The sequence below is a fragment of the Thermotomaculum hydrothermale genome (genome assembly GCF_016592575.1).
GTDB classification, from domain to species: Bacteria; Acidobacteriota; Holophagae; order Thermotomaculales; family Thermotomaculaceae; genus Thermotomaculum; species Thermotomaculum hydrothermale.
On sequence record NZ_AP017470.1, the window covers coordinates 1,161,151 to 1,173,576 of the forward strand.

At 33.8% G+C, this 12,426-nt stretch carries 12 protein-coding genes and 1 tRNA gene; 5 read left to right on the forward strand and 8 right to left on the reverse strand.

The features are described from left to right. Positions 1 to 4: 4 nt before the first annotated feature. The 3 genes from TTHT_RS05325 to TTHT_RS05335 all read right to left on the reverse strand — a co-directional run bounded on the left by TTHT_RS05325 (position 5) and on the right by TTHT_RS05335 (position 3,280). Positions 5 to 1,687, reverse strand: a complete 1,683-nt coding sequence (locus tag TTHT_RS05325; RefSeq protein WP_201326946.1) for a M2 family metallopeptidase — start codon at positions 1,685 to 1,687, stop codon at positions 5 to 7. Positions 1,688 to 1,700: 13 nt separating this feature from the next. Beyond that, a complete protein-coding gene (gene cysS / locus TTHT_RS05330; RefSeq protein ID WP_201326947.1) occupies positions 1,701 to 3,089 on the reverse strand; it encodes a cysteine--tRNA ligase in 1,389 nt (462 codons plus the stop codon). Positions 3,090 to 3,203: 114 nt separating this feature from the next. Further along, a tRNA-Met gene (locus TTHT_RS05335) sits at positions 3,204 to 3,280 on the reverse strand. Positions 3,281 to 3,450: 170 nt separating this feature from the next. Between TTHT_RS05335 and TTHT_RS05340 the strand changes: the two genes are divergently transcribed. The 5 genes from TTHT_RS05340 (at position 3,451) to TTHT_RS05360 (ending at position 9,286) form a co-directional block, all read left to right on the forward strand. Then, positions 3,451 to 5,250: a TIGR03546 family protein gene (locus TTHT_RS05340; RefSeq protein WP_201326948.1), complete on the forward strand. Its 1,800-nt coding sequence runs from the start codon at positions 3,451 to 3,453 to the stop codon at positions 5,248 to 5,250. A gap of 182 nt (positions 5,251 to 5,432) precedes the next feature. Beyond that, complete coding sequence (locus TTHT_RS05345) at positions 5,433 to 6,953, forward strand: M4 family metallopeptidase (protein ID WP_201326949.1); 1,521 nt, start codon at positions 5,433 to 5,435, stop codon at positions 6,951 to 6,953. Positions 6,954 to 7,042: 89 nt separating this feature from the next. Next, positions 7,043 to 7,558, forward strand: coding sequence for a peroxiredoxin (locus TTHT_RS05350; protein ID WP_201326950.1), 516 nt, complete (start codon positions 7,043 to 7,045; stop codon positions 7,556 to 7,558). A gap of 1 nt (position 7,559) precedes the next feature. Continuing rightward, entirely contained in the window at positions 7,560 to 8,015 is a 456-nt protein-coding gene (locus tag TTHT_RS05355) for a hypothetical protein (protein WP_201326951.1), read from the forward strand. An 86-nt stretch (positions 8,016 to 8,101) separates the two neighbouring features. Continuing rightward, on the forward strand, positions 8,102 to 9,286 hold the full coding sequence (locus TTHT_RS05360; protein ID WP_201326952.1) for a DUF438 domain-containing protein: 1,185 nt from the start codon (positions 8,102 to 8,104) through the stop codon (positions 9,284 to 9,286). A 41-nt stretch (positions 9,287 to 9,327) separates the two neighbouring features. Here TTHT_RS05360 and TTHT_RS05365 read toward each other — a convergent pair whose 3' ends face one another. The 5 genes from TTHT_RS05365 to TTHT_RS05385 all read right to left on the reverse strand — a co-directional run bounded on the left by TTHT_RS05365 (position 9,328) and on the right by TTHT_RS05385 (position 12,407). After that, complete coding sequence (locus TTHT_RS05365) at positions 9,328 to 9,924, reverse strand: hypothetical protein (protein WP_201326953.1); 597 nt, start codon at positions 9,922 to 9,924, stop codon at positions 9,328 to 9,330. Positions 9,925 to 10,055: 131 nt separating this feature from the next. After that, positions 10,056 to 10,328: an inorganic phosphate transporter gene (locus TTHT_RS05370; protein ID WP_201326954.1), complete on the reverse strand. Its 273-nt coding sequence runs from the start codon at positions 10,326 to 10,328 to the stop codon at positions 10,056 to 10,058. Next, a complete protein-coding gene (locus tag TTHT_RS05375; RefSeq protein ID WP_201326955.1) occupies positions 10,300 to 11,103 on the reverse strand; it encodes an inorganic phosphate transporter in 804 nt (267 codons plus the stop codon). The genes TTHT_RS05370 and TTHT_RS05375 overlap by 29 nt, the downstream gene beginning before the upstream one ends. Before the next feature lies 1 nt (position 11,104). Beyond that, a complete protein-coding gene (locus TTHT_RS05380; protein WP_201326956.1) occupies positions 11,105 to 11,746 on the reverse strand; it encodes a DUF47 domain-containing protein in 642 nt (213 codons plus the stop codon). 1 nt (position 11,747) lies between these two features. Next, positions 11,748 to 12,407 (reverse strand): hypothetical protein, encoded by a 660-nt coding sequence (locus tag TTHT_RS05385; protein ID WP_201326957.1) that lies wholly within the window; start codon positions 12,405 to 12,407, stop codon positions 11,748 to 11,750. Positions 12,408 to 12,426: the final 19 nt, after the last annotated feature.

Genomic DNA, 12,426 nt, shown 5'->3' on the forward strand with positions numbered 1-12,426 from the left:
AAGTTTAATCAACAAATTGAAGTTTATAGTACTTTGGATTTAGTTCATCCCCTGTTGCCTCTTTTACAAATCTATCCCACCTATACCTTGCCCCGGGCTTGAATATCTTTTCAATAAAGTATTTGCCTATCTCTTTGTTATCACCTAAAAATGTTTGTTTTATATTGTCAGTGTGGATTATGTTCTTTGCAATATAGAAATTCATCTGTGAAGCAAATAATTCACCTAACATATAGTTGTGATAGTAAACAGGATAGGCTGAAATATGGATTTTAGCCGCCCAATCTGGATTATTCCTGTCTTTCGGTTTTTTAATTAGTTGATACTTTTCCTTTAACTGCCACCAGTAATTGTTAAAGTAATCCACTCCCTTCTCAGGGTGAGCATACATCTCTTTTTCAAACCTTGTTACAACCTGACACCACCTTGAAAAAACAAGTTGCTGGAATTTCTGCATTTTGTAAAGTTGAGGGGCAATATTCTTTGCCTCTCTATCAGACAAACCGCAGTATTTTTTCAAAAACTCAGGGTTCTTAGACTGCCTTCCAAAAAGCATTGCAACAGCCTCTGTTGTAAAGGTATGGCAGGCTTCCCTTAAAACATAGGGCAAATTTTTATCAAGGTATTTGTCATAAACAGCGTGTCCTAACTCGTGTAAAACAGTATCCATCCAGGATTCATTGTCCTTAATATTTGTTAAAATCCTGACATCCCCTTCCCTGTCAATATCGGTGCAAAAAGCATGCTGCATCTTGCCTTCTTTTTCATACAAACTGCTTCTTTCAAGAATATCTGTAACATCAAGCCCAATAGAAGCATAAAAATCCTTTGCTATATTTGCAAGGTCTTTGCCTTTGTAATATTTATCAAGGTTTACACTATCAAATGAAATCCCTTCCTGAAAAAACGGGTCTTCATAATGCCAGGGCATAATTGATTTAGAAGAAATTTTATACCTTCTTGCAAGCATTTTATCAATATCTGCCTTAACCTTCTGGTATTCAGGGGAAATCTCATTATCAAGCTTGTCAAAAAGCCCAATAATCTCCTCTGGTGTTTGCTCCTGAAGTTTAAGAGCCATTTCAAAGTAATCCTTATAACCCAATGACTTAGCAAGTTTATTCCTCAACTTTGCAAGTTCAAGAACATCTTTTGCAACAACCTTGCCAATCTGCTTTGATGCAAGCCAGGCTTCCTTTCTCAAAGCCATATTTTTCTTTTCACTTCTTAAAATCTCTTTTAGTTCATTGTCTGTTACCTTTTTACCATTAAGTTCAGCCCTGAAGGTATTAAACTTCTCCTCAATCTCGTTTTGCTTGTCAATAATCTGCTTAACTAAATTCGGGTCTCCCTGCTTTCCCGCATAGGAAAGGTAAATCAAAACAATCTGCCTCTTTAACAACTCATCTTTTATGTCTTCTTTCAAAAACTCTCTAAGCTTAAGGAATTCTTCTCTATTTGAATGTAATTTTGCTATCTCAAACTCATACTTTGCAGCCTCTTTATACTTTTCTGGATTTCCTGTAACAGATGCCTCCCAGTATGCAAGGTTTGCCTTTTTAACTAAAGGTGCAACCTTTTTAACATAGTTTTCTATAAAAAGTCTCATTTCATTCTCCCTGTCAATCTTTGTATTGCAAGAAACAGTCAATAAAATCAATACAGCAAACAAAATAAACTTCTTCATAATCCCCCCGAATTTATTTTATTCTCTTAAACCTTGTCCCATCCTTTGTATCTTCAAGAATAATTCCCTTCTCTTTTAGCATATCCCTTATCTCATCTGCCCTTTTAAAATTCCTGTTTTTCCTTGCTTCATTCCTCTCTTCAATAAGTTTCAAAATCTCATCATCAGGCAATTCAGTTGAAAAATCAAATACAGCAAAAACACTGTTAAGTTTTTCAAGAAATTGCAAAACCTTATCCCTGTTTGCTTCAGGGATATTAGAATCTGGATAAAGCTTGTTAACCTCTCCTATAAACTCAAAAAGTGCCCCTAATGCACCTGAAACATTTAAATCATCATCCATTGCTTCTTCAAAATCTTTTCTGTATTTTTCAATCAATTCTTTTATTCTCTCATCGTAATCTGCCTTATTCTTTGTTTGACTTACGGCCTGATAAAATCCCTCAACCTTTTCAATAGCCTTCTCAGCAGCCTTAACACTTTCAAGAGTGAAATTTAACTGTTTTCTATAATGGGAAGAAATAAGCACATACCTGATTGCCCTCGGGTTATAGCCCTTTTTAATCAAATCCCTCAAGGTAAAAAAGTTGCCGAGGGATTTACTCATCTTTTTTCCTTCAACAATCAAATACTTGCAGTGAAGCCAATAATTTGAAAAAGGCTTGCCTGTTGCAGCCTCGCTTTGTGCTATCTCATTTTCGTGGTGAGGAAAAATTAAATCCTCACCCCCTGCGTGTAAATCTATTGTTTCGCCAAGATACTTCATTGCCATAACAGAGCATTCAAGATGCCAGCCTGGACGCCCTTCTCCCCAGGGTGATGGCCAGGAAGGCTCTCCTTCCTTCTTAGCTTTCCACAAAACAAAGTCTCTCACATCGTCCTTTTCATACTCGTCAGCGTCAACTGAAACCCCTTCCTTAATCTCCCTTCTATCAAGTTTGGAAAGCTTCCCGTACTCATTAAAAGCAGATATATCAAAGTAAACAGACCCATCTTTCTCATAAGCAAAGCCTTTGTTAATTAAGGTTTTTACAAGCTCTATCATCTCTTCAATATGCTCTGTCGCCCTTGGATTATACTCAACCTTTTCTATATTTAAAGTTTCGCAATCTTCAAAAAAAGCCTTTGCATACTTTTCTGTATACTCCCTCAAAGACAAACCTTCTTCATTTGCCCTTCTAATAGTTTTGTCGTCAACATCTGTTAAATTCATAACCTGAATAACCTTATAACCTTTGTACTTCAAATACCTTCTGAATATATCCTCAAAACAGAATGTTCTGAAATTACCTATATGTGCATAATCGTAAACAGTAGGGCCACAGGTATAAATTCTTGCCTCTTTATCTCTCAATGTTTTAAACTCTTCCAGCTTACCACTTAAAGTGTTGTAAATCTTCATACTATCCTCCTGCAATAACATCAAAAGTATTATACATTAAGTTAAAGATATATACCAGACACAGAGATTTGATTTTGTTAAGGGATTTTTTAAGTTTTTCAGGGGAAATAAAAATGGTAGCGGGGGTGGGATTTGAACCCACGACCTTCGGGTTATGAGCCCGACGAGCTACCTGGCTGCTCCACCCCGCGACAGGCAATTAATAATTATAATGATATAACCTTAAATGTCAACAATTAATTTAAACATACCATTAATAAAACTTTGATTTCATTTATATAAATAAGATTTAAAAATACTCATTTTCACTCCTATAATAGTTGTATAATTTGATTAAGATAAGAAAGAAAAAGGGGGAAATATGGTTTTTACCAGAAAGATAGGGAAGATTTTAAGGGGAAATGCAACACCTGTGCAGATATTCTTTGCCTGTTTTTTAGGTTCAATTTTAGGATTTCTTCCAGGCTTTAGCAGGGCACCAGGGTTGACTGTTTTTGCAATTACCCTTTTAATTATCCTTAACGCAAATTTAGGCCTTGCATTAACAACATTTGCACTTACAAAAATTCTGTCATATATTCTCACCCCTCTCACCTTTGAAATTGGACATATTCTTATGGACGGTTTCGCAAAAAAACTGTTCATATACCTTATAAATGCCCCAGTTTTTGCCCTCTGCGGATTTGAATACTATGTAACAAGCGGAGGGTTTGTTTTAGGTATTCTAATCGGAATTATATGGGGTATTTTTGTGGTTTACTCTGTACAAAAATATAGAAAAACAATGGTAAAGACAAAAGAAAAAGATTCAAAAGTTTTAGCCTTTACAGAATCGAAGTTTGGGAAAACCCTTATTTATATTCTTTTCGGAAAGGGGAAGGTTGAAGATTACGAAGAAATTTTGAAAAAAAAATCCTTTCCTTTTAGAATTTCAGGCATTGTATTTGTTGTTATAGCTTTTCTAATCCTTTTCTTTACCCAGCAGTTTTTTGCAGGAAATTTTATAAAAAAGTATATGAAAATGGGGCTTGAAGAGGCAAACGGTGCAACAGTTGATATAGGAAAAGCCTATATTAACTTAAAAGAGGGCAAATTCATTGTACAAAACCTTGCAATATGCGACCCTGAACACCTTGATAAAAACCTTTTTGCAGCAAAAGAGATTATGGCAGATGTTAGCAGCAAAAGCCTTTTAGCAAAAAGGTTGAGGCTTGATAATGTCAAAATCATTGGTGCAGAAATTGAAAGTAAAAGAAAGAAAAAAGGGAAACTTTTAAAACCTCTGAAAGTTGAAGAAAGTGAGAAAAAGGGAGAAGCAAAATCACTTGACTATTACATTTCAAACGCTAAAGAAATAAAGAAAAAATTGAAAAAAGCAAAAAGGTGGTATAAAAAGCTATCAGAATCAAGTGAAATGATTAAAAAGTACACCGGGCAAAAGGGAGAAAGCCTTTCGGATAGGCTAAAAAGAGAGGCTGAAAGCCTGGGTTACAGAAATGTAATTGCAAAGCACTTAATTAGAAAATCTCCTCAATTTGCAATAAGCAATCTTGAAGCAGATAATATAAAAACCCTTGACTTATTAAAAGAAGAAACTTTAAAACTTAAAATGAAAGAGATTTCAACAAATCCTAACCTTTCACCCATCGCCCCGGAAATTCATATTAAATCTTCAAAAAACACATTTGATTTTAACGGAATTTTTACAGGGTTATCCTCTCAAAAAGGGGAAAATAACTTTAATTTTTCAGTAAACAAAATAGATACAGACAAACTCCTTCAATCTATTAAATTAAAAAACCAGAATACCCTCAAAGGCGGTACAATCACAATTTCAGGAAAGGGGAAAATTTTTGAAAAACAGGATGTTATGATTGATGCTGTTTTGAATATTACAATTGAAAACTCTTTAATGAAAATTTCAAAATTAGGGGAAGAAAAGGTTGAAAAATTAGAATTCCCCCTTTATCTTACTGGAAAACTTGACAACCCAAAGGTTAAAGTTGACACTAAAACCCTGCTTAAACAAATAAAATCAGTCTGGAAAGACAAAGCAAAAGAAAAACTAAACAAAAAGAAGAAAAAATTAGAGAAAAAATACAAAAACAAATTAAAAGAAAAACTGAAAAAGAAAAAGGGGATTTTAGGGAATATTTTATAGGTAACTTTTTATCTACTTCACAACAAAATAAAAAAATAAAAATTAAAAAGAGCAAAAGTTTTATTAAGCTTTCAAAAAATTTAAAATTTAAATATTAATTATTATAAAAAATAAAAAATTCTTTGACTTTAAAAATTCAATGTGATATTAAAAAATTATATTTTCTTAATGGAGGGCGCGTAATGAAAAAATTTGTGTATTTTGTATTCACCTTTGTATTTATTTTTTCCACACTTGGTTTTTCTAAGGGTCACTATTTTAATTACAAAGCAAATGGTAAAAATGTTAAAGCCATGCTTCCATTGGAAGTTGAATTCTCTCAAAAAAGAATTCTAAAAACTGGCAAAAAAACCCACATAAGGTTTAGCCAAACTTATCATGGGATTGAGGTTTTTGGCGGTGAACTTATAAAGCATTACAATGGGAAAAATCTTGAATCAGTTAACGGAATAATTTTTGAAAACATTAATGTAGGAACTGTTCCTGTTTTATCCAACTACGATGCAACAAAAATTGTTGTTCAGGACTTAAATAACCCTGAATATAAAATAAGGAACACCAAACTTGTTATATTCCCTAAAAACGATGTTTACTACCTTGCATATAAAGTAGATAGTTTTAAATTTGATTCAAATATGATTTACTTTGTTGATGCCGAAACTGGAACAATTTTATTTAAATATGAAAATGTTAAAGAAGGCAAACCTTCATGGGTAGGAGGAGGCAGCTCAACCACATTAACAGATGTAACTGGAACAGGAATTGGAGTTAATGGGGAAACTTATTCAGACCTTCATGTTGTTTTTGACGGGTCAAGCTATCAGATGATAAATAGGACAAGAGGAGCTGAAATTAAAACTTACAAAGCGGTGGGAAGAAGCCTCCCTGGAAATATTGTAACTGATGATGACAATTACTGGACAGACAGTGCAGCTGTATGTGCTCACAAATATCTTGAAGATGTTTATGATTTCTATTACACACTTTACGGCAGAAAGAGTTATGACGATATGGACTCAGCTATGATAGCTACTGTTCATTATGGAACAAATTATGTTAATGCATACTGGAATGGGCAACAGATGGTTTTTGGAGACGGAGATGGCGTTCAGGCTACTTATCTTTCAGGTGCACTTGATGTTGTTGCTCACGAATTAAGCCATGCGGTAACAGATTACACATCAGATTTAATTTACTCAAACGAATCTGGTGCATTAAATGAGGCATTTTCAGACATTATGGGAACATGCGTTGAATTCTATTTTCAGCCTGAAGGATTTGGGCTTCTTAAAGCAGATTACTGGATGGGTGAGGATATCTGGTATCCTAACGAACCTTTTGGTGATGCTTTAAGGTATCTTGATGACCCAACAAAAGCTGGTGACCCTTGCCATTATGACCAAAGATACACAGGAACTCAGGATAATGGTGGGGTTCATATTAATTCTACAATTGTTTCACACTGGTTCTACCTTATTGCACACGGCGGAACAAACCCCTACTCTGGTATTAAAGTAGATGGGATGGGGCTTGATAAAGCAAGAGACCTTGTTTTCAACGCTTTTACTAATTATATGCCAGCAGACGCAGATTTCTCTGTAGCAAGACAGGTTACATTGCAGACTGCAGCAGAGATGTATGGTGAAAACAGCACTGAATATAATATTGTTCAGACTGGATGGGATGCTGTTGGAGTTTATTAAAAATAATTAACAAGTCAAAGACAGAAGCGGGGAATAATTCCCCGCTTTTTTTGTTATAATACAAATACAAAACACAAAGGAGTTTAAAAATGAAAGTCTTTATGACTGTATTATTAATTTCAGGCTTATTCAGTTTTAATATTTATGCTAAAAGTGCAAAAAAAGGGGACCCAATCCCTAATTTCAAGGTTCAGGCTGATAACGGTGAGTTTATTGAACTTTCAAAATTTAAAGGAAAATGGGTTATTCTTTACTTTTATCCTAAAGACGACACATCAGGCTGCACAAAAGAGGCAATAACCTTTTCAGAACTAAAAAAAGAATTTGAAAAGGTAAATGCTATTGTTTTCGGCATAAATAAAGACAATCTTGAAAGCCATAGAAAATTTAAAAAGAAACACAACATTACTATTCCTCTTTTATACGATAAGACAGGGGAAGTATCAAAATTTTTTGGAGTAAAGTCATTGTTCGGTATGTGCAGAAGAGATACAATCTTGATTAACCCTGAAGGCAAAATTGAAAAAATTTATAGAAGTGTAAACCCTGAGGGAAACCCAAAGGAAATCCTTGAGTATATAAAGAAAAAATCAAAGGGGGAATAGAATGGAAAACAAAGAACAAGCATATAGAACAAGCTTAATGATATGGTATTCATTCTTTGTTTCAATATTCCTTTATGGAATCCCGGTAGGTATTAGTATGGGAGGATTTTCAACAAAAATTGAAGATTACAAAATGTTTTTTAAAATGTTTTACTATAATGCCCCTCACTTTGTAAAAATTTTATTTTTCGTTGGACTAATTGAATTTATTTTCTTTTTCACAATTCAAAAGGGAAAAATCACACTTCTAAAATCACTTAATCCCCTTGGTAAATATTTAATTTTATGGGCATTTGCTGAATTTCCTGCTCTTTTAGGCTTGATTTCAGCGTTTAGAACAGGGGAATCAATTTATTTTATCCCTATGTTTGTTTTGTCTCTCATTGCTTTACTTTTTAGTTTTCCAAAAAAGGGGGAGTTTAAAGAAAAAAAAGATTTGCCCTATTCTTTTGAATAGATTTCAAAAAGTTAGAAAAAATAAATTAACAAAGGATTTAAGCAATAGTATTATATTTTTGGTATAAAAATGATATGGGAGATTAAATGAGTGGATACAATAAAGAAAAAAGAGAGAAATTTTACCAGTACTGTAAAGGGATTTTAGAAGGGCAAAACGGCAAAGAATTGTTTGAAAAGAATAAAAGTCTTCTTGAAACAATTACCCCAAGGGATGTGATTGAGGTTTTTCATTTTCTTGTTGAAGACAAATACCCTATTGAGAAAATTAAAAAGGCTGTAAATAAAATCTTGCACACTGTTTACATTCCTTTAAGAGATTACAAAAGCCTTCCATTTTCTGAAAACGGGCTAATAGATTTACTTGTTAAAGACAACCTTGAGATGGAGAAAAGGCTTAACAAAATCAAACCTTTAATAAAAAGTTTAAACAAGGAGCATAACGAAGAAACAATAAAAAAACTACATAAAATGTTTTCCGAAATTTCAGAATTCTCCCTTCACTATGTTGTTAAGGAGAATACTATTTTCCCTTTTTTAGAGAAAAAAAGCGAATTCTTTGGCTGCACTCAAATAATGTGGTCGTTTGACGATGACATTAAGAAAAACATAAAAAACATTTTGACCCTGCTTGAAGGAGAGTTTAACTTAAAAGACTTTAACATTCTATCAGGAAGGCTTTTCTTTGATATGTTTGCAATCTCTTTCAGGGAGAACAAGATACTTTTCCCATACTTACTTGAAATTGCGGAAGAGAAAGAGATAAACCTTATGCTTGATGAAGTGTATGAAATGGGATTACCTTTTGTAAAGGTTGAAAAAAAAGATTTAAAAAATAAAGAAAACACTGTAACTAATGATTTATTTGTAGATTTAGGTACAGGAAAACTCAAACCTGAACAAATAACTCTCATATTCAATCATCTGCCCGTTGATATAACCTATGTTGATGAAAACAATGAGGTTAAATTCTTTTCAACCCCGAAAGAGAGGATTTTCCCGAGAACAAAATCAGTTTTAGGGAGAAAGGTTCAAAACTGCCATCCACCAGAGAGTATAGACACTGTTAACAAAATTGTTGAAAGCTTTAAAAATGGGGAAAAAGATAGGGCAGATTTCTGGATAAACTTTAAAGGTAAGTTTATCCTTATTCAATACTTTGCTGTTAGAAACGAAAAGGGGGAGTATAAGGGAGTGCTTGAGGTAACTCAGGACATAACAAACACAAAATCCCTTGAAGGTGAAAAAAGGCTTTTAGACTGGGAAAACTAAAATTAATTTTTTCTTAAAAATATTATGTTTCCCTGTAAATTTTAGTCAATCTTTCTGCCAACCCACTCCGAATCAGGTTCTTCGTCTCCAAAACCCCACTTTCCGTGAAAACTTGCCCCTGTTTCAGACAGGTGAAAAATAAATTTCCCTGCGTGTTTTGGCGGTTTAAAGTCTGGAACTTCCGCCCATCTGCCTGTTATTGTGTATCCATCTTCAGAGAGAGTGCCTTCAATTTTACCCTTCCCGTTCTTGTAATAACCTAAAACTTTATTGCCCTTTATCTTTATAATCATATTTCCAAAATTTGTTTTCCACATACCTTCAAAGGTTGGCTTTAATTTTGCTTTCATTTCATTTTCAAATTTAGCAAATTCGTCATTTTTATCTTTACTCTTTTCAACTTTCTTTGCAGGTTGAACCTTCTTTTTAACTACAACTTTGTTAGGTTTGTTTTCAGTTTTAACTGCCTCTTTTTTCTCACTGTTAGAGGAAACAAATTTTATAGATTTTATAGCGGATAGTTGTTGCTTAATCACAATTTTCTCGCTTGACCCGTCTTTGTATTTAATAACAATTACATCCCCTGCAAATATGGTGAATGAAAATATTACCATAAATAATAAAGCATACTTTTTCATATTTCCCCCTTTTGGTAATGCTAAGCAATTATATTTTAAAAGATGCAAAAAATCAAAAGAATAGATCTTACTTTTTAAGATTTTTACCAGGTAGCGTTTTTAACTGCATTTCAGTTTTTACCGAAACTTTCTTATCTATATAAACCTTTTGCATAAAAACATTTTGCATAAAAAACAGTGAAAAAAAATGTTATAAATCCTGCAAATACAGGGGCAATAACCCAGCCTGCCATAATCTTTCCCAATGTTCTGTACTGAATATTCCTGCCTTTGCTTTTAACCAATCCTATGCCAGTAATAGCCCCCACAACAGCCTGTGTGGAAGACACAGGAACAAGTGGAATTGGGGGAAGGTGGTGAGAAATCAAAAATTTTTCAAGCCCTTTGGATGCAAATAAAAACAATACAAGAGATTCTGCAAGCACTACAATAAGCGAAGTTTCTGGAGAAAGTCTGAAAATACCACCACCTATTGTTGAAATCACTTTGTGGGAGTATGTAAAAATACCTATTGCAATGGCAACCCCCCCCCATAAAAAATAAAAGTTGGGTTGAAGAGATTGCCATTCCTAAAAATTTAACATTGGGAAAAGGGTTAACAGGAACAAATACCCCAACAACATTTGCTATATTGTTTGCACCAAGGGAATAAGAACCGAAAATGCCTATCAAAATAAGCCCTAACCTTGTAAAAAAATCAAGGGTTAAAAGATGGATTGCAAACCTTTTTAAAACAAATCTAAAAATATAGTATAAAATTGCAGCAAAAATTCCTGCAAGAATAGGGCAAATTATCCAGGTTGAAACTATTTTTGTTAATGAATTATAATCTGTTGGCATTCCTGAAAACAAATTCCAGCCTACAATAGCGCCAACAATTGTTTGAGATGTTGAAACCGGAAGTTTGTTCCTTACCATCAAATAAACCGCTAAAGCAGCACCAAACGCAACTGTAAAAGAACCTGCAATAGCGTTAACAGCACCTAATTTCCCTAAAGTCTGGCTTGCTCCTGCCCCACTTATAACTGCACCTAATATAACAAAAATACTTGCAAGAATAGCCGCGGTTTTAAACCTCACCATTCTTGAGTAAACAGCAGTTCCCCAGATGTTTCCTGTATCATTTGCTCCTAAAGACCAGCCTAAAAACAACCCACTTGACAGAAAAATTATAGACATTTCACATTTCCCTCTTAATGGCATAGATAGCAAGTCGATCCGCAACCTCTTCAGCCCTATCTGACATTGTCTCAATACTTAAAGCAAAATACCTTAAATGAATCTTATGACTCTGTTTTAAATCTGATTTAAAAATCTTTCTCTTCAATTCCCTACTCACCCTATCTGCTTCTTTCTCATATAGAAAAACTTTATTCAGATAAAATTTTACCTCAAAAACTGATTTAAAGAAAGCGGATGCAGCATCAACACATGAGAATGCCGCATCCTTAGATTTTTCTGCAAGCTTCACAAAATCGGAATGCCATTTTGCAGGTATATCAGGGATCTCTGTTTCAAACTTTTCCATAGTACTTTCCGCCGCGTCAATTATATCATCAAGTGTTTCAAGAAGGCCTAAAACATCTCCCCTGTTTTCAGGGATGAGAGATTTTTGATACAATTCCTGCTCAATGCTTCTCCTTAATTTATCAACATCACTTTCAAGGTTTTTAACTTTTTCAAGAGAAAGCAAAAAGTTTTCATTGTCCTTATTCATATATGCTTCAATACCGGTACAAAAAATAGATGCACTTTCTTTAATCTTTTCAAGAAGTATATCTATCTCTTTTTGAAGCTTGTCTGCCCCTCCCAAAAACCACATATTATTTGTAAAACTCCTCGTTTGCAAGAGGTTTGTCTATCATACCAATAACCCTTTTAATTGCCTGAAGATAGTTTATGTTTTCAAACCTGTCTAACCCAATATCTTTCAGAGTTTTCTTTATATCATCAATTTCAGTTGATTCAGAGTTTAAAGTGGTTACTTTAGCACCGTTTATTAAAACATTTGCAACCTCACAGATGGTATCATTTACCATATATCCAAATCTTTGCTTTTTAACCCTTACAGCCTGTAAATCAGGGTGATTCTTAATCATTTCAAGAAACTCTTCAAGTGTATATTCATCCTTTGTCAATTCAGGCATCCCCTCAACCATAAATGCAGGGAAGACTTCTTTTTCAAGAACCTCTCTTTTTATTGGAAATTCCCCCTTCATTAAAGGATTCCATTGTTCAAGGCCATCTTTCACCTGAACAAGTGTTTTTATATCCATTTTCCCATCTCTTATTTTGGTATTGTTTTTATCATTTGTCTTTGAAACAATGTAAATCTCTTCTGAATACCTTTCCCAGACCTTTTCAGGTACAGGAACAGACAACCTTTGCATTCTGTAAATTTCCTTATCAAACCTCTGGCCGAATGTTCTAAATTCAAACCTTGGTTTTGAAATTTGTCCTATTTCAAGTTTTTCTTTAGCCATTTTTCACCTCCTTAAAAAT